The sequence below is a fragment of the Silvibacterium acidisoli genome, from assembly GCA_022870745.1.
In the GTDB taxonomy this organism is placed as follows: domain Bacteria; phylum Acidobacteriota; class Terriglobia; order Terriglobales; family Acidobacteriaceae; genus Silvibacterium.
The window spans coordinates 252,197-275,508 of record CP085323.1 but is presented as its reverse complement, the minus strand read 5'-3'; the positions used below and the strand labels follow the sequence as shown (position 1 = coordinate 275,508).

Genomic DNA, 23,312 nt, shown 5'->3' with positions numbered 1-23,312 from the left:
TTGTCAGCAGGTTGTCTCGCCCGAAACGGTCTCCGCCAGCGAAAGATGGGATTTGCCATGGCGCGGCCACTTGGCAAACCCTGATAACCTGATAACAATCATCATGATGCAAGACGTACATCAACTGCGCTGCACAGGCTGCGCCCGTGTGATCGGGCTTGACGAGCTGAAAGAGAATTTTCGCTGTGAGCACTGCGGAGACCTTTTCGAGGTGGAGTATCCCGCATGGAGCACGAAGCCCGATGCCACGGCAGAAAAACGCAATGTGCCGAACCCCAGCGCGCTGCGCTGGCTGTGGAAGGAACGGCGCTCCTCGACTGAGTTGAAGGACCAGAGCGGCATCTGGCGCTTCCGCGACCTGCTGCCCATTCTGCGCGATGAGTCGAATATCGTCTCTCTGCGCGAGGGCAACACTCCGCTGTATCCGCTGCACCGTGCTGCAAAGGCGCTGGGTATCTCTCAGCTTTACGCCAAGCACCAGGGCATGAATCCAACCGGCTCTTTCAAAGACGCAGGCATGACCACCGCGCTTTCCGTCGCCAAGGAGCGCGGATTTAACTGGGTCGCCTGCGCCTCTACTGGAAACACTTCCGCCGCGATGGCTGCTTATGCCGCGCGCGCTGGCATGAAGAGCCTGGTCCTGATTCCTGAAGGCAAGATCGCCTGGGGCAAGCTGTCGCAGTCGGTCGACTATGGCGCGCTCACCTGCCAGCTCAAAACGGATTTCGATGGCTGCGTTCGCGTGCTGACGGAAGTCGTGCGCCGCGCTCCGGTGTATCTGCTGAACTCGGTTAATCCGTATCGCCTGGAAGGGCAGAAGACTCCCGCAATGGAGATCGCGGAGCAATTCGAATGGCGAGTCCCCGACCACGTGATCGTGCCGGGTGGAAACCTTGCTAACGGGTCGGCACTGGGTAAGGGCTTCCTTGAAATGAAGCAGCTTGGGCTGACCGATCGCGTACCGAAGATCTCGGTTGTTCAGGCCGAGGGAGCGAATCCTCTCTACCGCTCCATGCGGTCGAGCAATGGAGAGCGGTTGGCTCCGGTGGAAGCCAATACTCGCGCCTCTGCGATCCGCATTGGCAATCCTGCTTCGTGGAAGAAGGTCGTGCGCGTGATTCGTGAGACGGGTGGCGCGGTCGAGCAGGTTTCTGAAGCCGAGATTGCACTGGCCAAGGCGGAGATTGGCGCGGAAGGCATCGGCTGCGAACCGGCCTCTGCCGTGACGCTGGCAGGTCTGAAAAAATTCCTGAATTCAGGCCATGTGCAACCGCATGAATCGGTCGTGCTGGTGCTCACCGGGCACACGCTCAAGGATTCCGATTACACGATTCACTACCACCGCGGTGAACTGCTGCGTGACGAGGAGTACGGCGATCTGCGCGCCGAGATCGATGCGACCCGGCGCAACACCTTCGGCCTTGAAGCCGATGCCGACCAGGTGCTCCGCGCCCTGGAGGGGGCTTCGCGATGAGCGAACTCTACCTGAAGCTGCCTGCGACCTCGGCCAATCTCGGGCCGGGTTTCGACACCCTTGCACTTGCTCTCGATCATTCTCTCGAGGTGCGCGCAAAGGAGGCGGAAAGCTTCAGCATTCGCGCCACTGGCCGCAGTGCGGAGATCTGCGGTGCTCTCGACCGCAACCTGCTTCTCGACGTCTATAAGCGCACGCTTGCCGCGCATGGCAAACAGCTTCAGCCGCTGGCGCTCGAAGTCAATAACGGCTTTCCGATCGGCATGGGGCTTGGTTCTTCCGCCGCGGCGCGTCTGGCGGGGCTTGCGCTTGCCGCGCACTTCGGAAAGCTTGACTGGGACCGCGACCGCATTCTCGCCGAGGCGACACAGCTTGAAGGGCATCCTGACAACGCCGCTGCCTGCTGGCTGGGCGGGTTCGTCGCCGGATGCTGGGATGGTAAGAAGCTGCAAGCTGTAACCTTCGCTCCGCCCGCGGAGTGGCGCGCACTGGTCGTGATTCCTGACAAGCCGCTGGCAACGACGGCATCGCGTGCCGTGCTGCCCGCAAGCTACGACCGTGCCGACGTAGTCGCCAACCTGCAGCGTGTTGCGGTGTTAACGGCTGCCTTTGCAACAGGACGCGGCGACCTGGTGGCCGAGGCCATGCGAGACCGTATGCACCAGCCCTACCGCAGTAAGGTGGCTCCGCTTCTACCGCGCCTGCTGCCGCTCTCGGGCACGGAGGGTGTTCTTGGAGTCGCGCTTAGCGGAGCGGGGCCTGCGGTGCTGCTTCTGGTGGCGTCGGAGGAAGAAATCAGCGGTGTGGAGAAGCGTGTTCAGGCGGCGGTTGCAGAGCTCGGACCGGTGGAAATTCTGCGCTGCAACCTGGCTCGCCAAGCCGCTGAAATGACTGTGGTTCTGCTACCACAGTCGTAACCTAAGTCCTGTATTACCTAGACAGTACCTAAGATTTCTTGCAAGTTCCTTAAGAAAGAAATACTTTCGCAGCGTGGGCAGTTCTGGGGGAGGGCTGCTCTAGCGCTCGGGTTCCGGTCTCGGAATCCGGGCGCTTTAAATTTCGGCCAGCCAAAGCCGGTTTGCCGCCCCGCCTACCCTTGCGACTTTTCCCGCATCTTCTCATCTATTAGTTCGGTACACTGTTCAGGAGCAAGTCAAGTCCGGACAGGGAAGGGATTTTTAAAAGTCATGGCGGTTGAGACAATTCTCGAAGTAAACGATGCAAACTTCGACCAGGAAGTTCTGCAGTCAGCGCAGCCGGTTCTGGTGGATTTCTGGGCAGCCTGGTGCGGTCCCTGTAAGGCGTTGGCGCCGACCGTTGACGAAGTTGCGACCGAAAATGCCGGTAAGCTGAAGGTTGCGAAGATGGACGTCGATAAGAATCAGGCGACTCCGATGCGCTATGGCATCCGTGGCATTCCTGCTCTGCTTCTGTTCAAGGATGGCAAGGTTGCCGACCAGATCGTGGGCTACGTTCCCAAGGAAACGATCGACAAGAGCATTGAGCGCGTGATCGGCTAAGCCCGAAAATTGAAGAGCCCGGAGCCATAAAGGCTCCGGGCTCTTTTATTTGTAGTGGACGTTATTCGAACCGAATCGCAACGTCTCCGAAGTTTGCGAACTCCACGAGCGCCGAACCGCCGGCATCGACATGAGTCTTGCCTGACCAGCTTCCGGTTGTGACCCATTGCCCCTTGCGCAGGCCGCCGTGGTTCAGGGATCCGACGTTGGCCAGCCATTCGACGAGGCGGATAAGGTCGGTTCCTGCGGTGTTGGAAGCGGTGCCCTCAAAGCGAACCGCACCGTCGACAGTTACGACGATGGACTCTTTCGTGAGGTCGATCTGCTGCCAGTCCGGGATCGCCGCACCGTGGAAGAATCCGCCATTGCTGGCCAGATCGCCGAGGGTTGAGAAGCGGTCCACCTTATCGGGATCGTAGAAGGCCGATTCCAGCAGTTCGATCGCCGGGTGTGCGCTGGCAATCGCCGCGATCACCTGTTCCCGGCTGTAGGGAGCTTCGTGCGCCGGTAGATCCTTTCCCATCAGGAAAGCGATTTCCCCCTCAATACCTCGCAGGCGGCGCATGTGTGCCGAGGCCACCTCGCCGGATTTGCCAAACCCTCCGAAAAGCGGCATGGGCGAGCTGACGGGCGTGGCATCCGGGGCTGAGGCTCCGACCTTCCATCCGCCGGTCTGGAGCATGGCTTCAGCGATGATGTCCTGCAGGGCGTAGGCCTCGTCGATGTTCACCGGCCGCAGTTCCATGGGAAGTTCGGGCAAGGGGCGCAGATGGCGGCGCGCGTGCAGCATCAACTCAGCCGCTTTGCGCATGTGCGTCTCTCGCTGGATAGGGATGGGTCTGTGTGCGATGGTTTGTGAGGTGGGAGCGGTGGACATGGTACCTCCTGGCTGCAGGTTAGGATTGCAACGGGCTGGGTTCGGGAAGCCTGTTGCAGGAAAGATTCTCCCTTGTTTGTATGCAGTCAAAGCGTCCAAACGGAGTGCGTGTGCGTAATGTAACCGGGAGCGCCGCTGCGAGTCCAATTACCAGAGAGGATGCATGATGTTGATTCGAAAATCCCCGGAGATTTTGTATTCCGAAGTGACTCCAAAGGCCGATTATCTCGACCGCCGCAAGTTTATGAAGGGCGCGATGGCAACAGGCCTTCTCGCCTCGAGTGTCGCGGGAGTCTCCCGGCTGATCGATCCCGGAACGGAAGTTTTTGCGGATACGAAGCTCTCCACCGTCAAGAGCCCGCTCTCGACCACCGGCGAAGATCTGACTTCGTACCAGGACATCACGCACTACAACAACTTTTACGAGTTCGGTACCGACAAGGGCGACCCGGCGCGAAATGCCGGCTCGCTGAAGACGCGGCCTTGGGTCGTGTCGATCGAAGGACTGGTCAACAAGCCGCAGAAGATCGACATCGACTCGCTGATGAAGCTGCACCCGCTCGAGGAGCGCGTTTATCGCTTCCGCTGCGTCGAGGCCTGGAGCATGGTGATTCCATGGGTGGGCTATTCACTCTCGGAGCTGATTAAGCAAGTCGATCCGAAGCCTGAAGCGAAGTATGTACAGTTCCTTTCGCTGGCCGATCCGAGCCAGATGCCGCAGATGCGCGAAAGCAGCATCAGCTGGCCTTATTCGGAAGGCCTGCGCATGGATGAGGCGATGCATCCGCTGACGCTGCTGACCTTTGGCTTGTATGGCGAAACGCTGCCCAACCAGGATGGCGCTCCCGTGCGCATTATTGTGCCGTGGAAGTACGGCTTCAAGTCGGCGAAGTCGATCGTCAAAATTAAATTCGTTGCGAAGCAGCCGGAGACGACATGGAACGACCTGGCGTCGAATGAATACGGCTTTTATTCGAATGTGAATCCAAACGTGGACCATCCCCGCTGGAGCCAGAAGACGGAACGGCGCATCGGTGCGTCGCTCTTCAAACAGCGCCGTACGACGCTGATGTTCAACGGCTACGGCGACCAGGTGGCCAGCCTCTACAATGGCATGGACCTCAAGAAATATTTCTGATCGCATGGCCATTTCGAATCGAACGATTGTTGGACTAAAAGTGCTTGTCCATGCCGCCTGTCTTGCGCCGGTGGCATGGCTGCTGTGGAGGATGGTTGAGAACAACCTCGGCCCCGATCCCACGGCCACGGTTACGTTCTTTACCGGGCGTGGAACGCTGCGCCTGCTGGTGCTCTCGCTGGCGATAACGCCGGTGCGCCGGCTGATTCCTCAACTGGCGTGGATCATCCGCTTTCGCCGGATGCTGGGCCTGTACGCCTTCTTCTACGGATGCCTGCACCTGCTGACCTATGTCGGCCTCTATGCGGGCTTCAGCGTGGCGGCGATGATCGACGACATCACGCGGCGCCGTTTCATCGTTGCCGGTCTTGTGTCTTGGCTACTGATGCTGCCGCTAGCGCTGACCTCGACGACATGGTCGATCCGCAAGCTGGGAAAGAACTGGGCGCGGCTGCACCGGCTGGCCTATCTCTCGGCCTTTGCCGGGCTCACGCACTACTGGTGGGGAGTGAAGCAGGGCGTGCTGACGCCGGTGCCCATCACCATCGTGTTCTGGATGCTGATGCTGGCGCGTCCTTTGACGTCCTGGTGGTCGAAGCGGCGTACTGTACGCGCAGCTTCCTAGAGAACTTGGGTGCCCCACATCTCAAAAGCGAGATGTGGGGCACCCGGATTCTGCTTTAGTCTGCGGTGACACCCTGGAATAGAGCCGTGTCTTCAGACACGTCGAGACTCTGCGGGGCTGCAGCCAGCAGGTAACGCTCATAGTCCTTGTGTTCGCCGATCATCTCGCGGACGCGGTCCAGAACTCCGGCCTGGGTGGTGTGTTTGCTGAAGGCCTCGATCTTCTTCTCCCAGAGATCGCCGGAGGTGTCGAGAGAGAGCGACCAGGGCACTACGGCGGCATTGGAGAGCTCGGGACGATCGCGAACCGCCACGAACGGCGTGCTCAGATAGTAGAGCTTTCGCGGGGTGTAGGCTGCCAGGCCGCCGTCGACCTGCTCATGAAAGAACTCGGGGCGTCCGGCCCAATGGAAGGCCGCTGTGGTTGCAAGCGAGATGACGGTGTGATCCCGGTGCAGGTTGACGGCTCCGTCGCCGCCAAAGGTCAGTACCACCTGCGGGCGCAGCAGACGGATGCGCTGCACGACTTCACCGATGATCAGGTGAATGGCTTCCTTCATCAATTCGCCATCTTCGTAGTCGAGAACCTCGTGCCGCGTAACTCCCAGCACGTCGCAGGCCTCGGCCAGTTCCGAGCGGCGCCGTTGACCAAGGTCGGCTGCATCTTTGGCGTCGCCACGATAGTGAGCGGCCTGGCCGTCGGTGAAGCAGAGCAGGTTGGTCTCGATGCCTTCGCGGTGGGAGCTTAGCAGAGCGCCGCCAAAGCCTCCGCTTTCGTCATCAGGATGTGCGGTAACGCAGAGAAGCCTTCGATTCAAGCCTGGACCTCGACAACGGTGAAGGGAAGCGGTTCCATGAGGGGAGGAAGCAGCTCGGCTACAGGCCGGAAGCTGCGGCGGTGCAGAGGGGACGGCCCATGCTGGCGCAGCGCTGCGAGGTGCTCCGGCGTGCCGTAGCCCTTGTGCGAGGCGAGGCCGTACTGCGGATAGTGTTCGTGCATGTCGGCGACGAGCTTGTCGCGGTAGACCTTGGCGATGACCGAAGCAGCGGCAATGGAGATGGAGAGCGAATCGCCGTAGTAGATCTTCGTCTGCGCACACTTGAGATCGAGCGTCATGGCGTCTATGAGCAGGTGGTCGGGAGCAACGGTAAGCTTCATCACGGCTGCCACCATCGCCATGCGGCTGGCCTGGTAGATGTTCACACGGTCGATGGTCACGGAGTCGACTTCAGCAACGGCGACGGCCAGCGCCTTACGCGTGACAACCTCGGCGAGGCGCTCACGGTCTTCACGGACGAGCTGCTTGGAATCGCGCAGGCCACGGATGCGCGTATCTGGGGGCAGGACAACGGCGGCGGCTACGACCGGTCCGAAGAGCGCTCCACGGCCAACCTCATCGACCCCGGCAATGGAGGTCGCGCCTTCGAGCCTGGCCGCTTTCTCATATTTATTGCCGCAGACTAGGGTGCGCAGCATTCGCATCTTGCGAGTAGAGGGCGAAAGTTCTTCGACGCCTTCCTCGATCAGATCGGGCGGCGCGGTGGGCTTGGGAGCGCGGGGCATCAGGGAAATTTTAACGCGTTTCTAGGATGGCGGAGCACAGGGCCCAGAGCCCAGGGCTTAGAAAACAGAGCTCAGAGCACTGGAAGGAGATGCAGGTTCCTCGCTGCGCTCGGAATGACAATTATTGGGGAAGAGTATTTCGCGCACGCGAAAACGCCCCGGCCTGAAAGGCGCGGGGCGTTGACGGAACAGAAACTAGGCGCGCTCGACTTCCTTGAGACGGGCAGCCTTGCCGCGGAGTCCGCGCAGGTAGAACAGCTTGGCGCGGCGAACCTTGGCCGAACGGATCTTTTCGATCTTGTCGATGACCTTGGAGTTGAAGGGGAAGATACGCTCCACGCCATGGCCGAAGCTCATCTTGCGGATTGTGAAGCTACCCTGTGCGCCGTTCTTACGGGCGATCACAATACCTTCGAATGCCTGAAGACGCTCTTTGTCGCCTTCCTTGATCTTGACCTGCACGCGAACCGTGTCTCCGGCAACAAACGCGGGAAGATCGGTACGGTTCAACTTATCGGCAAGCCGCTGCATAACTGGATGTATAGACATAGGACTTTCCTGGCACTTGATTCAGAAACTTCAGTTTACACGAAAATCAGGAGAAGATCACGCCGGATTTTCATAGAGTGTTTTCAATGGGAGAGCGACCCGGACTGTCGTGCCGTGAGATTCTGGCTGAACGCTGCTCTCCAGGCTGATACTGCCGCCGTGCCCTTCCACAAACTGCCTGGCGATGAAAAGGCCGATGCCGGTACCGACGGTGCTGCGTGTGGTGAAAAACGGCTCGAATACGCGCCCGATATTTTCGAGGGAAATGCCAACACCGTTGTCGGTGACCGTGAGAAGAACTCCCTGCGGAGACTCCTCGACAGTGACGGTAAGTGCGCCGCCTTCGGACATTGCGTAAATGGAGTTTGCCAGCAGGTTCGAGATCACCTGGACGATCTCACCGCGACGCATCATGACTGCCTGCACCGGCTCAAGCCGTTTGTCGATCCGGATTCCCGCAGCCGCGCAGCGGGGCGCATAGATCATGCAGACGTGCTGGACAATTTCCGCCATGGAGAGTGGGGTTGCGGAGGCATGTTCACGGTAATAGCCCAGTGTCTGCTTGGCGATATGCGAGACGCGATTGAGTTCGCTCTCCGCGGTTTCGAGGTATTGCAGGCCCTGGGGATCGGTGATCGTCGAGCGCAGAAGATACAGCAGGTTCATCACCGCTTCCAGGGGATTGTTGATCTCGTGTGCGATGGTCGCGGCCATGCGCCCGGTCGCGGCGATCTTCTCAGCGTTCAGCAGTGACTTTTCGATACGCTTGCGGTCGGAGATATCGCGCAGGATCTTCGATGCTCCGATGATATTTCCGTGCTCATCCTTTACTGGCGATACCGTCAGGGAAACGTCAAGCAGTTCTCCGGCCTTGGTGAGTCGCACCGTTTCGAAATGCTGCACGCGCCTGCCTGCGCGAATGTTTTCAAGAATCTTGTTTTCGTCCGCGTGCAGGTTTTCCGGGATCAGCTTCAGGATGGAGTTGCCGATCATCTCCTCCGCGGAATATCCGAAGATGCGCGTGGCGGTTGCATTCCAGCTGGTGACGATGCCGTTGAGGTCTTTGCTGAGGATGACGTCGTCGGAGGATTCGACGATGGCTGCCAGTTCCCCGAGATATTTCGATGAATTGCGCCGGATTTCGCGAATTTCCGTAATGTCGACACAGGTGCCGATATAGCCGAGAAAGCTGCCCGGTTCGGAGAAGCGGGGCGCACCACGTTCCAGCATCCAGCGATACTCGCCGTCGTATTGTTTCAACCGGTACTCGAGGCAGAATGGCAGGCGCTTTCCGAAGCTGTCCAGGTAAAGCTTGACGCAGTTTTCCAGGTCTTCCGGATGCACTCCCTCGGACCATCCGCTGCCGAGTTCCTGTTCCATGGTCCGGCCGCGAAACTCAAGCCATGGCCGGTTATACCAGGTGCATTGCGCAGTGCTGTCGGAGAGCCAGATCAGGACCGGGGCCGTGTCGGCGATCTCCCGGAAAAGCATTTCGTTTTCGCGTAGGCGCTTATACTCTTCACTCGGTATTTCCACCACGTCGGGCATACTTCCATCCTACCTAGAAATGCAGGATGAAAGCGAAAAGCTATTCGAGCCGGAGCGCGGTCATCGGATCGACCCGCGTAGCCCTCCTTGCTGGAATCCAGGTTGCCAGAAGGGCAACTATTGCCAGGAGCAGAGGAGTGGCGATGAAGGTGGTGGGATCCCAGGTCTTTACGCCGAAGAGAAATCCGGCAAGGAAACGCGTGAGCCAGAAGGCTCCGCCAACGCCAAGAATTACTCCCGCGAGCGCCAGGATCATGCCCTGGCCAATGACCATGTTGCGTAAATTCGCTGCCTGCGCACCGAGCGCCATGCGCACGCCCAGTTCCTGTGTACGCTGCTGCACGGAATAAGCCATCACTCCATAAACGCCAATAGCGGCCATGAGCAGGCCCGCCGCCCCGAAGATGATGAGCAATGTCATGTTGAAGCGCTGACGAGCCATGTTGAGGCCTTCGACCTCTTCCATGGTGCGGATGTGGGCGACAGGCAGCCCGCCGCTGGCGTCGCGCAGGGCACTGGTGATGGAGTTGACCATGGCGTGAGGGTCAGACTGTGTGCGTACGATCCACAACAGCGGAGCGACACGCGAGTTCAGCGCGGTTTCCGCATCGGGAAGCTGCGCGAGAGGCGTGTACATGATCGGGGGCGCGGGCTGATCCAGGCTGAACTGATGCGTGTCGCCGATGATCCCGATCACCTGGCGAGCCGGTTCTGCAAAGACCGGTCCCGCGCCTACGCCGATTTGCATACGGTCTTTCAGCGGATCGCCGTGCGGCCAGTATTGCTTTGCGAATGCTTCGTTGATGATGACGACACCGGGAGCAGCACCATCGTCGTGCTCGTTGAAGTAGCGTCCGCGAATAAGCGGGACTTTGAGGGTCTGGAAGTAGTCGCCGCCGACGGAGAGGTAGCCCGCACCGCCGGTAAACGGATCTTTTCCTTTCGGCCTGCCTACGATATCGAAGGTCATGCCAAATCCACCCACCATCGGCAGTCCGTTGCCGTTTCCTGCATCGATGACGCCGGGCAGATTCTTCAAACGGTCGGTACCATCGCGGACGACCTGTGCAATACCCGAGGTCTTCTGGAAACGGTCTCCGCTTACGGACATGGCCATGGAGACGACGTTGTGCGTTTCGAAGCCGGGATCGACGCCGGCCACCTTACTGAAGGTGCGAATGAGCAGAGTCGCGCCGATGACCAGGATCAGCGCCAGCGCCATCTCGCCAATAACGAGCGACGACCGGAGCTTGCCTCGCCGGAAGCTCAGCCCGGAGCGTTGCGAGCCCTCGTTGATTGCGGTCAGCAGGTTCGAGCGCGCCGAGCCGATTGCGGGTATGAGCCCACAGAGAATGCCGGTGAGGACAGAAACAATGAATGTGAAGGCCAGCACGTGCAGGTCGAGCGTGACGGCCGCGCCGTTTTCGCCAAGACGGGGCAGGTCGCCAGGACTGAGTGCCAGCAGTGCGCGCACGCCGAGGTAGCCGAGGATCAGCCCGAGGATTCCGCCGGTGAGGGAAAGCATCACGCTCTCGACGAGCAACTGGCGGATGATCTGTGCGCGTCCCGCGCCGAGTGCGGCACGCGTGGCCAGCTCGCGTTTCCGCGCAGAGGCCCGTGCCAGCAGGAGGTTCATTACATTGGCGCAGCCGATCAGCAGAACGAATCCTACGGCCGTCATGAGGATGAGCAGCGGCTTGCGATTGCTGCCGATCATCCATTCCTGCAGGTTCTCCACGCCGAAGCTGCTCTGCGGACCGATCGAGTTTGCTCCGTAGGTTCGCCGGTATTCATCGGCCGCCAGCTTCATCTGCGCTTCGGCCTGGGCTACGGTTACGCCTGGCTTCAGCCGTGCAATGGCGGTGAAGTAATGGGCCATATCCTGCGAGTTCATGTCGAACTGGAATGGTGTCCAAAGATCAGCCTGTTGCTCGGCTCCAAAACTCTTCTCTGTAACGAACTGCTGTCCGAGCACACCTACGACGAGATAGGGTCGGTTGTCGAGCTGGATGGTCCTTCCGACGGTCTGCGGATTGCCGCCGAAGTGACTCTTCCACAGGCCGTAGCTGAGTACAACCACATCGCCGCCGTGCGGACTGTCTTCCTGCTGCGTGAAGGTTCGTCCCAGCGCGACGGGCGCGCCGAAGACGGCGAAGTAATTCGCCGTGACATGCACCGCCTGCACCTGTTGCGGCTGGTTGCCTCCGGTCAGGTTCATGCCCGCGCCGCCGAAGTCGTATGCGGCGACGTCCTGGAAGACGCCGGTCTGCCTGCGCCAGATGTTCAGTTTGGGAACATTGGCGCCGCCGTCCCGGCCATGTGGACCTACATTTTGAACCTGTACCAGCGATTGCGGGTCGGGATAGTGCAGCGGCTTGAGCAGGACGGTGTTGATGACTGAGAAGACAGCCGTGTTTACGCCAATGCCGACTGCGATGACCGCGAGTGCGATGAGCGTGAATCCGGGAGTCTTGCCGAGCGAGCGCACGGCGAAGCGCATGTCGCGGAGGACGTCTTCGATCCAGCCGATGGAGCGATAGCGCCAGACATTCTCGCGCACGGTGCGCGCATTGCCCAGCTTCACGCGCGCCTGCCGGTAGGCTTCGTCTGGAGATACGCCGCGTGCCTCGCGCATGTCCTGCGAGTGAGCGAGGTGGGACTCGAGCTCTTCGGCGAGGTCTGCATCTTTACGGTTGCGATTGCGAAAGCGTTCAAAGCTCATGCTTCCTCCTTGGCCTCGCCGGGGATGTCCCCGAGGATGAGGCCGATGGCCCGCGTCATCCTGCGCCAGCGGCTGCTGGCTGCGTCCAGTTCTTTCCGGCCTTTTGCGGTGAGCTGATAGAACTTGGCGCGACGATTGTTCTCGCTCAGTCCCCACTCGGAGACGAGCCAGCCGCGATCCTCGAGCCGGTGCAGGGCAGGGTAGAGCGAACCCTCTTCGATTTCGAGAGCGTTCTCAGAGGTGCGTTCGATTACCTGGGCAATGGTGTGTCCGTGCGCCGGACCCATCACCAGTGTGCGCAAAATCAGCAGGTCAAGCGTGCCTTGCAGGATGTCTCCTGCCTCCGGCTGCCGTTTCAAAACCATTGGCTGTTTCCCCTCGAATGGCTATGGGAGAGATTTATACTCCCCTCGGATGACTATGGGAAGAGGAAAATTTGGAGGTGGTCGATGGCGAGAATTACAGGATGCGGGTGCCCCATCCATGACGGCTTCATCGTCATGGATGGGTTCCGTGCGCCTCAGGGCCTGAAGGCCCTTATTGTGCGTGGAAATGTGCGAGCTGAAGCCCGCGCCTACCGTTCTTTGCTCTTGCGAAAGGCGTGCGTGCAGTCTCTACAGTTGTGAACGGGGTTGTGCGATTCCCACCCATGACGATGAAGCCGTCATGAGTGGGGCACCCGGCTGGCAGATCAGACCGGTTAGCGCAGCAGATTGAGAGGGATTTCCGGTAATACCGGTGTTCCTTCCATCTGCACCGCCTGCAGCGTTCCCGTAGGTATGCCGAGGACTTTGAGAATCGTCGGCGCTACCTGGTTCGTTCCTACGCTTGTGGAGACCGTCTCCCGGTGAAACATCGGATGTTCGACCAGCAGGACGACATTGACATCATCATGCGCGAAGCCGCCGTGCTCGGAGAGCTTTGCTGAACTGCCGGTGTATGTCACCCCCACGTTCGGCGTTACGATGATGTCCGGTGTGCGCGGATCTCCATATGGAGGCAGGCCAGGGTTGTTGTAATTCAGGCGGAGCGATGCGCCGTAGTAGATCTGCCCAAGCCCCTCTTTGTCTGCGTTCTCCTCGATCATGTCTACCGCAGCCGGTGTGTTGGCTGTATCTGCGAGCCATAAGAGGGAGATATCGTCCTCTGTCGATCCGATGCCGGTTGGGTTCAAAGGCGATTCGGAGTGTGGCAGGAGACTCGCGATCACAGTGGCCGGCGATACGCCACTGTCAGTCTTGCCGGGAACAGCCTTGTAGCGATGAGGATCGATGGGAGATTGGCCATGCTTTGAGGTGATGACGATGAGTGTCGAATCGTAAAGGCCATGATCCTTCAGCTCATTGATCATCTCTCCGACCGAGGCATCGACGAACTGAATCTCCTGCAGCAGAGAAGCCGTCGGCGTACCTTCGGCGTTCGTATAGCCGCCTGTGGCGACATTCGCTTCGATCAGTTTCTGTCCGACGCTCACCGCCTGGAAGTTCATTCCGAAGATCGTGGGAACTTTGGCCTTAGCGCCATTGTGTGTCTTCCCATCGATCTCCCGAAGAATCGCATTGACCTTGAGCGTGTCATAGCACTGGATGTTCTGGAAGCTGTCGGTCCATGAGCCCGTCTGCGACGGATCGGGAATGGAGGAACAGCCGATTCCAGTAGGCGTGGTGACTCCAGGCAGGCCTACGACTATTGAATTGATTTCTGGCGAGTAATAGTCGTCGAGCGGTTGGCCGCCTGGTCCGGCGATAGACGAATACGACGGATGTTTATCAGACCATGCGGTGTAGCCGCCCCATGCGTGAATGACACCGAAGATGGTGTTCACGCGAACGAAGTTCCATGGCCAGACGGGCGCGCATCCGGCGGCGGGATCACGCACGAGGCGGGACTTGTCGATGGAAGCGATGCCTCCATCTGTAAGCCCGGCTCCTGGTGCTCCGCCGTTGAGCTTGGTCTGGTCGATGTCGATTCCTTCTTCATATTCAGTGGTCGTTCCGGTAGGCGTGGCATTTGCTTTGCAGGCACCGGCGGCCACTCCGTTCCCCGTCGTCTTTGCTGGCGGATCGAGCGAGCGGTCGTATGCAACGTCGTAGTAGACGCCCATCGTGCGGGGAGTAGCACCGGTCACAATGCTCATGAGGCCGGGGAAGGAGTCGGAAGGCTTAGAAGTGCTAGCGTTCACGAAGTTGATGGCGGTCCCTCCTAGCGAGGCAAGGTGAGGGCAGTACGGCGCTCCGTTGTTTATGCCTTCCATTCCATGGGAGCAATTCAGGTAGTCGACGGCATGCATGCCGTCGATGCTGATCAGCAGAACGTGATGAACCGGACTGCGGTTCCAGTCATCAGGGCTCTGCGCATGCGCCGCCGATGCTAGCGCGACACTCACTCCCAGAAGAAGAATCGTGGGTAACTTCATGGGGCCTCCTTTGTTCGCGCACTGTAATACTGCGCGAAGAGAGGAGTTTGCAACGGTGCCGCAGTCAATATTCCATGAATCGCAGAAGTGGCCTGTATTGTGTGCCGCACCATTACGCTTTTGTCATGTGCGGCTCTTTGGAGGCGTTTCGGCTCATGGATGTACTCGTGAACGTATGCACGATTGGTGGCGCTGGCTTTAGCCCGCGCCCATCGTTCTTCGCTTCCAGAAAACAGATGCTATGCCTATGGCCTTATCCGGCGACGGACGAGTTTGTGCGGTCCCATCCATGACAAAAACGTCATGGATGGGGCACACAGATTCGACTAGGAGCGCAGCTTAGCGAGCAGTGCTTTATCGGCCTTCGATAGATCCGCTTGTTCCAGCAGATCGGGACGATTGCGCAGCGTCTTCTCGAGCGCTCGCGCACGGCGCCATTTGCGGATGGCCGCGTGGTCGCCGCCTGCGAGCACTTCCGGCACGGCGAGGCCGCGGAATTCTGGTGGACGCGTGTAGTGCGGATAGTCGAGCAGGCCGCCGGCGCCGTGCATCGAACGAGGCGGCCCGTCGGGATCGTCGGAGAAATGTTCGTCGGCGATGCCAAAGCTTTCGTAGGCGCTTGAGGCCTCGTTGCCGAGCACTCCGGGGATGAGGCGCATGACCGCATCGACGATTACCGCCGCGCCCAGCTCGCCGCCTGAAAGAACATAGTCGCCGATCGAGAGCTCGCGGTCGCACATCAGCTCGTTCACGCGCTCGTCCACGCCTTCATATCGCCCGCAGATCAACACCACTCGGTCGAGCTTCGAGAGCTCGCGGGCCGTGGCCTGGGTGAATCGCGAGCCTTGCGCGGAGAGCAGGATGACGGTTTCGCGGCTCGGATCACGCTCCGGCTTGGGAGTGACTTCGAGGGATTCAATGGCAGCAACTAGCGGCTCCGGCTTGAGCACCATGCCCTCGCCGCCGCCGAAAGGACGGTCGTCCACGGTGCGATGGCGGTCATGGGTGAAGCTGCGCAGGTCGTGTGCCTGGACGTCGATCAGGCCGTTGGCCAGTGCGCGGCGCACGACTCCGTTGGCCAGGATGCTCGAGAAGAAATCGGGGAAGATGGTTACGATGTCGAAGCGCATCTAGCCCTCGCGTTCCGACTGCATCTGTTTTTTCTCGTCGGCAGTGAGCGGGGCGTTGATTTCGAGCAGGCCTGCTGGCAGGCGCATCTCGATGCGTCTGGCTGAGAGATCGATGGTTTCGATGTAGGCGTTGGCAAAGGGAACCAGGTGTTCGTTCCTGCCCTCTCGCACGATGAGCAGGTTCGCGCCGCGGTCGAAGTCGTCGACCTTGCCTATGACTCGCCCCGTCGAATGATCGAAGAGTTCGCAGCCGATCAGGTCGGAGATATAGACCTCATCTTCGGGCAGGGGAGTGCGTTCCGAGGCCGGGATGGCGACGTAGAGTCCGCGCAACGGCTCGGTATCGTTGATGGAATCAACGCCGGCAAACTTGAGCACAACCCGGTCCTTGTGAAGCCAGTGGCTTTCGAGGGTGATTTCGCGAACAGGAGTCTCGCTGCTCTCATCTGAGAGCAGGAAGAGCCGCTTTCGCTCCGCGAAACGCTCCGGGAAGTCGGTGTGGATTTCGGCGAGGATCTCGCCATGGCGCCCTTGCGAGCGCACAAGACGGGCTACGATCGCCCAATTCGATTCAGTCATGGGCGTTCGCTCCTCTGGAACCCGGGCTTACTCGCTCGCCGCTGCCTGTTTGTCTTCCTCTAAAATGTCCAGCGTGTATCGGTGATGGTGTTTCATACTCACCGCGCCAAGGATGGTTCGCATGGAGCGCGCAGTGCGTCCCTGCTTGCCGATCACTTTGCCAACGTCGCTGGGGGCGACACGTAACCGCAATACGGTACTCTCTTCTCGTTCGACGGCTTCAACTATTACCGCTTCAGGTTCATCAACGAGCGCTCTGGCGATCTCTGTCACCAGTTCCTGCATGTCATCCGGCCGTTCTTCGTGGGTCATTCTCATTGCCCCCTTGAGGTCGTGGGTGTTTCACTCTCGGGCTCGGGAAATCTTATCAGCTACGCAGCACGGAGGACAGGGGAATGCAGAATTCTCCTGTCTTCCGTGGGTAGCGGTCGGCAATGTGTACCGGGATATGGGATGAACCGGGCGGTGGAGACTAAGCCGCCGGGGTCGCAGCCGGAGTGGCCGCGTAAAGCTTGGCAACGCGGTCGGAGAACTGCGCGCCTTTGCCGGTCCAGTAATCGATGCGGTCACGCTTCAGGTCGATGGAAGCGGGGTTGGTACGGGGATTGTAGGTGCCCACCACTTCGATCGAACGGCCGTTGCGGGCGCGATCCTTCTCGATAACGACGACGCGGTAGTACGGCTGCTTACGGGCGCCAACGCGCGCCAAACGAATCATCAACACAGTGCAAATCCTTTCGAAACTGCTTGTTTACGGGATGCGGTTGCATACACAGGCCCGGAGGACCGTACCGCCATGGAAATCCCAGCAACTTAGTATAGCAGGAAGCGCCATTTACTTTGCAGGAAAGAGAAAGCCAAGCATGGGGGCCACGCGTGCCGCCCAGGAGGTTTCGTCGTGCATGCCGCCCGGAACCCGCAGATACGAAAGGTTCTCGCCTGGTTTCCATCCGTTGGAGACCAGTCTCCGGTCGAGCAGGTCGGCATCGAGCACGGTCCGGCGGCCTTCGCCCTCGCCCACATCGAGCCAGATGCGCGGCTTTTCTGGAAGGGCCGGAGCTGTTTCGTTTACATAGCCGATGATCGAGCGGTGATTCCACCAGACCGACGGCGAGAGCACGGCGAGGCGCGCAAATACTTCGGGGTACTTTAGGCCCAGATAGAGGCTGACCAGCCCGCCAAGCGATGATCCCCCAAGGCCGGTGTTCTCCGCACCGGTGCGAATCCGGTACTGCGAAGCAATGAAGGGAAGCAAATCTTTGACGAGCAACTCGCCGTAGCGGGCTGCCTCTCCGCCACCCAGCTTCCAGTCGGCGTCAGGAGTGTACTCGGCCAGCCGGCGCTCACCGGTATTGGCTACTCCGACAATAATCAGAGGCTCAACCATGCGGCAGCTGATGGCCTCGTCCGCTGCTTCGGCGACTTTCCAGGTGCGCCCGGGAATGAACGCCGTGTTGGGGTCAAAGAGATTCTGACCGTCATGCAGCAGCATGACGGGGTAGTGGCGATCGGGGTTTTCCTCGTAGCCCGGCGGCAGATAGACCGTCAGGTCGCGCGCGTCGGGCAGAAAGCGGCTCTTGAACTGCGAGTGAAGGCGCAGACGCGGGTGGAGTGGTCCTTCGAAGATCGCTGGCTCGAGCTCTGGTTGGGTTGAATGCTGAGACGGCAATACCCGCCCGCTCCTTTTGCTGGATTCGCTCGTGCGCTTCGGCATCTTTCCACTGTAAAACCGTGGCAGGGGCCTGCTGTTACAGTAACAGGAATTGTGAAGGCCTTATGAATCGTGAATATCGCAAATGGTGGTCGCCCCGGCTGGGACGCGAAATGGAGCTGCTCGTTTTTGGACATGGCGGTGTGCCGGTCGTTGTTTTTCCAAGCTCTCAGGGGCGCTTTTTCGAGTTCGAAGATCGCGGGTTGATCGGCGCGGTCGCGCACAAGATCGACCGTGGCGAGATCCAGATGTACTGCCTCGACAGCGTGGATGCCGAGAGCTGGTACAACCGCAACGTGCCGCCGCGCTGGCGCATTGCGCGCCACGTGCAGTACGAGCAGTACGTAATGGATGAGGTACTGCCGCTGGTCCGGCAGAAGAACTGGAACCCCAACTGCATCAGCCTGGGCTGCAGCTTTGGCGGTTATCACGCGGTCAACATCGCGCTGCGCCATCCCGACCGCTTTACCGGATTTCTCTCAATGAGCGGCGCGTATAACATTCCCGACCGCTTTCTGCGGGGATATCATGACGACGACGTGTACTTCAACACGCCGCCCGCGTATCTCTCAAACCTGAGCGATGCGTGGTACTACGAGCGCTACCGCCGCAATACATACGTGCTGGCCACTGGATGGGACGACCATTGCCTCGGCGATAATCAGCACCTGGCGCGGGTGATGGGCGAAAAGCATATTCCGCACCGGCTCTACATCTGGGACACATGGAACAGCCACGACTGGCCGACGTGGGGCAGGATGATGAACGAGTATCTCTGACCGGGAGGCTGCGATGCCGCCGATTCACAAGGGACGCTTTACTGCGAAGATCGACGGGGACTTCGTCGTCTTCATCATCGGCATGCGGATCAATTATTTTCTGCTGCCGCACAAGTGGATGCCGGTGGCCGCGGCAATGCCGCGCATGTTGCGGGAACTGGCGAAGCATCCCGAGATGGGGTTGCTGGACGCTTCGGCTTACCTGGGCGGACGCACACTGATGACGATTCAGTATTGGCGCAGTTTCGAGCAGTTGCATGCCTACGCGCACGCCAAAAACCTGGAACATCTGCCAGCATGGGCGGCATTCAACCGCCGTGTGGGCGGAAATGGAGCCGTTGGCATCTTTCATGAAACCTACCTGGTCAAAAACGGCGCGTATGAGTGTGTCTATGCGAACATGCCCCAGTTCGGCCTGGCGAAAGCGGGTGAGATGCTTCCGGCGATCGGCAGATTGCAGAGCGCGAAGTCGCGTCTCGGCGAAGTAGATTCGGTCGTGTCGCCGCAGTAGCTTCTATTTGAAACCACATCGGTTACAAATAAAAATATTTTGTAATAACGCTTGATCTCAACAGGCGACCTGTGGCACTGTATTTCGAGCAGAGGAAACCACAATGACCACCAAAACCCAATTCGGTCACCAGACAATGCCAGTGCAGGATTTTGCGCTGAGCTATGGCTGGCTTCTGCTTCCTGACGCAAATCGTTAAGCTGCGTTAGATCCTCTGCTGAATCCAGCAACTCAAGCGAAAATCCAAATTCTTTGCAGGCGCGAGTGGTGCAGGGCACGGATACTTCATCTGTCCATGAAACCTGCCGTGTCGCGATCGTTCCCTCGCACTGCATAGAGAGATGCGCCAGTGGCGTAGTGTGCGGATACTTCGGTAGCCCATTTAAGGCAAGGCGGTTCGACCCCGCACCGTTCGCAGCAATGCGTCCGGTAAGCCGCGCACGATTCTTCCCTGGCGCTAAACAGCAGTCTCCAGTGGCGAAGGCTCGGGATACTTCGCGCTCAAACCTTGGTGGTGAGCGAACCACCACCCGGGCCGCTTATCCCTGGGGACTGCATATTTGTAACTGCGCCGGTGGCGTAAGAACGGGATACTTCTAATCGATAGGTCGCAGGTTCGAGTCCTGCATGCGTGGTAACGCGCATTAGCTCAGAGGAAGAGCAATCGTCATAACACCCGTTCTGCCTGTACCCCGGCGCAAACCTTCAACCCTTAACCGGCAGGAGAGCAACATCATGAGCACCACGATCAGTGTGCGTAACGGCACGGCGGTCGGGCAGGAATCGCTCTGCCGCAACTGCCGTCACGCGCACATTCAGAGCGGTTATGCCGACAGCGAGGAAGAGGTTCGCTGCGGTTTCTTCTACGACAGCCCTAGGCTTGTCGCCTATGCGGTCAGCCGCTGCACCGATTTTCTCGATAAGCTCACGCCGACTCTTTACGAGATGCAGAAGATCGCATTTGTCATCGACGTGAAGAAGGGCAATGGCCGCACCGGCTTCGGCGGCGCGGTTTTGAAGATTGAGAAGCCCGAGGCGGATGATGAATAACCGCTCCCACTGATTTCGCTTTGTCCTCAAGGATGCCGGACACGAGCGAACGCGACCCAACAAGGCATCTCGAAAGGACGGGCGTCATGTCGCGCCTGAATGTTTTAAAGCTCAGCCATCTCGGATTCACGGGAGCGCCTCTGCGTACCTATGAAGGTGCGCCGGCTGTGGCGATCAGCGCGGAGGCACAGCTTCGCCGTACTGTGCTTGCCTGCATGCTGTGGGAAGACCAATTCTACGAGGATGGCGAAACCATTGCCGAGCGCATCGCGAAGCTGGTTCCGCGCGTGGATGCGGCGCAGGTCGCTGCGCTCGCAGTGGAAGCGCGCGAGGCGATGAAGCTGCGTCATGCGCCGCTGTTGCTTGTTCGTGAGATGGCGCGTTCTGCAACCCATCGTGCGCTTGTGGCCGAAACGCTCGCTCGCGTGATCCAGCGTGCGGACGAGTTGGCTGAGTTCCTTGCCATCTACTGGAAGGACGGACGCCAGCCACTCTCCGCGCAGGTGAAGAAGGGACTCGCAGCAGCTTTCGCGAAGTTCGACGCCTACGCTTTGGCGAAGTATGACCGCAGCGGGCCGGTGAAGCTGCGCGACGTGCTCTTTCTCACGCATGCCAAGCCGCTCACCGCGGACCAGGCGCTGCTGTGGCGTCAGCTGATCGACGGCACGCTGCCTTCTCCGGAGACGTGGGAGGTGCGTTTGTCGCGCGGTGAGCAGAAGCGCGAGGTGTGGGAGTCGATGCTGGTGGAGAACAGCCTCGGCGCGCTCGCTCTGCTTCGTAACCTGCGCAACATGCAGGCCGCGGGCGTTGAGCCGGAGCTGGTACGGCAGGCACTGGAGATGATCCGTGTCGAGCGTGTTCTGCCTTTCCGCTTTCTTGCTGCCGCGCGTCATGCACCGCAGTGGGAGCCGTGGATCGAGCAGGCCATGTTCGCCAGCCTCCGTGGCCAGGCTGCGCTGACCGGCCGCACGGTACTGCTGGTCGACGTTTCCGGAAGCATGGATGCGCGGCTGTCTGCCCGTTCGGAGATGGTGCGCATGGATGCGGCTGCGGGTCTCGCCGTGTTGCTGCGTGAGATCTCCGAAGAGGTGAGCGTTTACACCTTTTCGGAAAACCTCAAGCTGGTTCCGAATCGTCGCGGCTTCGCACTGCGCGATGCGATCGTGAACAGCCAGCCGCACGGTGGCACGCAACTCGGCCGGGCGCTGGCCGGGCTGCCGTCATCGTATGACCGGTTGATCGTGATCACGGATGAGCAGTCGCGCGACCGTGTTTCCGGCCCGGCGGGTCGTGGATACATGATCAACGTAGCCAGCTACCGCAATGGTGTTGGCTATGGTGAATGGACACACATCGATGGATGGAGCGAGGCTATCCTCGGCTACATTCGTGCGATGGAAGCATAGAGGGCTGTTCCGTGAAAGCGGAACGGCCCTTTTCTTCAGTGCGCGTCGAGTTCGATCTTCTTCTGTACTGGTGGGCGCTTGAGCATCAGGATCAGCGGCAACAGGAGGAGGATTACGAGGCCGAGGAAGCGGAACTGCTCCATGTAGGAGAGCAGGTTCGCCTGCTGCTGCATCATGCCATAGAGTCTTGCCATTGCACTGTAGTGATTGTCCGCAGCGTTGCCAACCTGCGAGGTCATGCCCGCGAGCGCATGCTGTACCACTGTTGATGAAGCATCGATGTGCTGGCTGAGAATCTGCTGGTGCACCTGCGCCTTGCGTTGCAGCAGTGTACTGCTGACGGCGATGCCGATGCTGCCGCCTTCGTTGCGAACGAGTGCGTAAATGCCGGCTGCCTGCGAACTCTGTTCTTTCGGCAGAAACCGGAACATGATGGTGCTGATCGGCACGGTTGTAAGGCCTACTCCGACGACCTGCAGAATACGCGGGACAATCATGTCCCATTCGGAGACCTGCAGGTTCATCGAGCCCATCCACCAGCAGGAAATGGCGATGAAGCTGAGGCCGGCGAAGATCATTTTGCGTGGATCGAAGCCTTTCGTCAGTACAAAGCCGACGAACGGTACGAGCGCCATGGTGAAGAGCCCCGCGGGCGACAATGCGATACCCGCTGTGGTCGCGTCGTAGCCTAACATCTGCTGCATGAAGAGCGGCAACAGGTATGTGGTGGCGTAAAGCACCGAATAAAGGCAGAGGACAATGATGCAGCAGGAGCGGAAGTTCCTCTCGGTAAGCAGGTGCAGGTTGACTACCGGTTTGCTGTGATTCCACTCCCAGATCACGGCGCCGGCGAGAGACACACCCGCGACGATGGCGAACGAGGTGATGAAGTTCGAGCCGAACCAGTCGAGCTCCTGGCCTTTGTCGAGAACGATTTCGAGCGTGGCCAGCCCAAGGCTGAGCAGGCTCAGGCCAGTCCAGTCGATACGCAGGTTTCTGCGATTGGCGGCGAGAGCATTCCTGATGTGAGCGGGATCCTCGAGCACTACACGCGTGAGGAAGAAACAAATGATGCCGACGGGGATGTTGATGTAGAAGATCCAGCGCCAGGAATAGTTGTCGGTGATCCATCCGCCAAGTGTGGGGCCGAGTACGGGAGCCACGAGGATGGCGATGGTGTAGAGCGCCATGGCCATGCCGCGCTTTTCCGGTGGAAACTCATCTGCGAGGATAGCCTGTACCGAAGGCTGGAGTCCTCCACCGGCCAGACCCTGCAGGACGCGGAAAAGAATCAGCAGCCCGAGCGTGGGAGCAACGCCGCAAAGCGCGGAAAAGATGGTGAAGAAGAGAACGGAGACAAGATAGAACCGCTTGCGCCCGACTACGCTCGAGATCCAGCCGCTGATGGGAAGAATGATTGCGTTGGCGACGAGGTAGCTCGTCAGCACCCAGGCGCCTTCATCCTGCGACGCGGAAAGGCTGCCGGCAATATGCGGCAAGGCGACGTTGGCGATGCTGGTGTCCAGCACCTCCATGAATGTGCCGATGGTGACGACCAGCGCAACGGTCCATGGACTGAAGACGCGGGCAGGCGGAAGATGCTGGCCGTCAAATGATGGAATGCTGCTGGCGAGCGACGCTTCCGCGCCGGTTGCTTCCTGTACCTGGGTCATCTTCCTGCTACATCAACGGATCATACTGATGAGTATAGTTT

At 59.6% G+C, this 23,312-nt stretch carries 23 protein-coding genes; 9 read left to right on the top strand and 14 right to left on the bottom strand.

Features of this window, described 5'->3' with window-relative positions; translation table 11 throughout:
* Positions 1–103 precede the first annotated feature (103 nt).
* The 3 genes from thrC (at position 104) to trxA (ending at position 2,994) form a co-directional block, all read left to right on the top strand.
* Positions 104–1,474: a threonine synthase gene (gene thrC / locus LJD29_RS01090; RefSeq protein WP_446743906.1), complete on the top strand. Its 1,371-nt coding sequence runs from the start codon at positions 104–106 to the stop codon at positions 1,472–1,474.
* A complete protein-coding gene (gene thrB, locus LJD29_RS01085) occupies positions 1,471–2,391 on the top strand; it encodes a homoserine kinase (RefSeq protein WP_446743905.1) in 921 nt (306 codons plus the stop codon). Before thrC ends, thrB begins: the two co-directional genes overlap by 4 nt.
* A gap of 270 nt (positions 2,392–2,661) precedes the next feature.
* The gene (gene trxA, locus LJD29_RS01080) at positions 2,662–2,994 is read left to right on the top strand and encodes a thioredoxin (protein WP_446743904.1); all 333 of its coding nucleotides are present in this window, start codon (positions 2,662–2,664) and stop codon (positions 2,992–2,994) included.
* Between the two features lie 61 nt (positions 2,995–3,055).
* On the opposite strand, the gene LJD29_RS01075 is transcribed toward trxA, so the two are convergent.
* Positions 3,056–3,871 (bottom strand): 2-keto-4-pentenoate hydratase, encoded by an 816-nt coding sequence (locus LJD29_RS01075; RefSeq protein ID WP_446743903.1) that lies wholly within the window; start codon positions 3,869–3,871, stop codon positions 3,056–3,058.
* Positions 3,872–4,034: 163 nt separating this feature from the next.
* Between LJD29_RS01075 and msrP the strand changes: the two genes are divergently transcribed.
* Entirely contained in the window at positions 4,035–5,009 is a 975-nt protein-coding gene (gene msrP / locus LJD29_RS01070; RefSeq protein WP_446743902.1) for a protein-methionine-sulfoxide reductase catalytic subunit MsrP, read from the top strand.
* Between the two features lie 4 nt (positions 5,010–5,013).
* Positions 5,014–5,634 carry a protein-methionine-sulfoxide reductase heme-binding subunit MsrQ gene (msrQ, locus tag LJD29_RS01065; protein WP_446743901.1) on the top strand — a complete coding sequence of 207 codons (621 nt, stop codon included), beginning with the start codon at positions 5,014–5,016 and terminating at the stop codon, positions 5,632–5,634.
* A 55-nt stretch (positions 5,635–5,689) separates the two neighbouring features.
* On the opposite strand, the gene LJD29_RS01060 is transcribed toward msrQ, so the two are convergent.
* The 12 genes from LJD29_RS01060 to LJD29_RS01005 all read right to left on the bottom strand — a co-directional run bounded on the left by LJD29_RS01060 (position 5,690) and on the right by LJD29_RS01005 (position 17,810).
* Complete coding sequence (locus tag LJD29_RS01060) at positions 5,690–6,451, bottom strand: PIG-L deacetylase family protein (RefSeq protein WP_446743900.1); 762 nt, start codon at positions 6,449–6,451, stop codon at positions 5,690–5,692.
* Positions 6,448–7,197 carry a ribonuclease HII gene (gene rnhB / locus LJD29_RS01055; protein ID WP_446743899.1) on the bottom strand — a complete coding sequence of 250 codons (750 nt, stop codon included), beginning with the start codon at positions 7,195–7,197 and terminating at the stop codon, positions 6,448–6,450. The genes LJD29_RS01060 and rnhB overlap by 4 nt, the downstream gene beginning before the upstream one ends.
* A 195-nt stretch (positions 7,198–7,392) precedes the next feature.
* The gene (gene rplS / locus LJD29_RS01050; protein ID WP_446743898.1) at positions 7,393–7,746 is read right to left on the bottom strand and encodes a 50S ribosomal protein L19; all 354 of its coding nucleotides are present in this window, start codon (positions 7,744–7,746) and stop codon (positions 7,393–7,395) included.
* 57 nt (positions 7,747–7,803) lie between these two features.
* Positions 7,804–9,237: a PAS domain-containing sensor histidine kinase gene (locus LJD29_RS01045; protein WP_446743897.1), complete on the bottom strand. Its 1,434-nt coding sequence runs from the start codon at positions 9,235–9,237 to the stop codon at positions 7,804–7,806.
* Between the two features lie 97 nt (positions 9,238–9,334).
* Positions 9,335–12,016, bottom strand: coding sequence for an ABC transporter permease (locus LJD29_RS01040; protein ID WP_446743896.1), 2,682 nt, complete (start codon positions 12,014–12,016; stop codon positions 9,335–9,337).
* Entirely contained in the window at positions 12,013–12,381 is a 369-nt protein-coding gene (locus LJD29_RS01035) for a PadR family transcriptional regulator (RefSeq protein WP_446743895.1), read from the bottom strand. Before LJD29_RS01035 ends, LJD29_RS01040 begins: the two co-directional genes overlap by 4 nt.
* A 335-nt stretch (positions 12,382–12,716) precedes the next feature.
* Positions 12,717–14,432 (bottom strand): alkaline phosphatase family protein, encoded by a 1,716-nt coding sequence (locus LJD29_RS01030; protein WP_446743894.1) that lies wholly within the window; start codon positions 14,430–14,432, stop codon positions 12,717–12,719.
* 326 nt (positions 14,433–14,758) lie between these two features.
* Positions 14,759–15,562: a tRNA (guanosine(37)-N1)-methyltransferase TrmD gene (gene trmD / locus LJD29_RS01025; protein WP_446743893.1), complete on the bottom strand. Its 804-nt coding sequence runs from the start codon at positions 15,560–15,562 to the stop codon at positions 14,759–14,761.
* Positions 15,563–16,141 carry a ribosome maturation factor RimM gene (gene rimM / locus LJD29_RS01020; RefSeq protein ID WP_446743892.1) on the bottom strand — a complete coding sequence of 193 codons (579 nt, stop codon included), beginning with the start codon at positions 16,139–16,141 and terminating at the stop codon, positions 15,563–15,565.
* Positions 16,142–16,168: 27 nt separating this feature from the next.
* Positions 16,169–16,453, bottom strand: coding sequence for a KH domain-containing protein (locus LJD29_RS01015; RefSeq protein ID WP_446743891.1), 285 nt, complete (start codon positions 16,451–16,453; stop codon positions 16,169–16,171).
* A gap of 160 nt (positions 16,454–16,613) precedes the next feature.
* Positions 16,614–16,859 carry a 30S ribosomal protein S16 gene (gene rpsP / locus LJD29_RS01010; RefSeq protein ID WP_446743890.1) on the bottom strand — a complete coding sequence of 82 codons (246 nt, stop codon included), beginning with the start codon at positions 16,857–16,859 and terminating at the stop codon, positions 16,614–16,616.
* Positions 16,860–16,976: 117 nt separating this feature from the next.
* Positions 16,977–17,810, bottom strand: coding sequence for an alpha/beta hydrolase (locus tag LJD29_RS01005; RefSeq protein WP_446743889.1), 834 nt, complete (start codon positions 17,808–17,810; stop codon positions 16,977–16,979).
* Positions 17,811–17,917: 107 nt separating this feature from the next.
* On the opposite strand from LJD29_RS01005, the gene LJD29_RS01000 reads away from it, so the two are divergent.
* From LJD29_RS01000 to LJD29_RS00985, 4 genes are all read left to right on the top strand, one after another.
* Entirely contained in the window at positions 17,918–18,631 is a 714-nt protein-coding gene (locus LJD29_RS01000) for an esterase family protein (protein WP_446743888.1), read from the top strand.
* Positions 18,632–18,644: 13 nt separating this feature from the next.
* A complete protein-coding gene (locus LJD29_RS00995) occupies positions 18,645–19,142 on the top strand; it encodes a DUF4188 domain-containing protein (protein WP_446743887.1) in 498 nt (165 codons plus the stop codon).
* Positions 19,143–19,877: 735 nt separating this feature from the next.
* Entirely contained in the window at positions 19,878–20,192 is a 315-nt protein-coding gene (locus LJD29_RS00990) for a hypothetical protein (protein ID WP_446743886.1), read from the top strand.
* An 86-nt stretch (positions 20,193–20,278) separates the two neighbouring features.
* Positions 20,279–21,598, top strand: a complete 1,320-nt coding sequence (locus LJD29_RS00985) for a TROVE domain-containing protein (protein WP_446743885.1) — start codon at positions 20,279–20,281, stop codon at positions 21,596–21,598.
* A 35-nt stretch (positions 21,599–21,633) separates the two neighbouring features.
* On the opposite strand, the gene LJD29_RS00980 is transcribed toward LJD29_RS00985, so the two are convergent.
* Entirely contained in the window at positions 21,634–23,271 is a 1,638-nt protein-coding gene (locus tag LJD29_RS00980) for a DHA2 family efflux MFS transporter permease subunit (RefSeq protein ID WP_446743884.1), read from the bottom strand.
* Between the last annotated feature and the right edge of the window lie 41 nt (positions 23,272–23,312).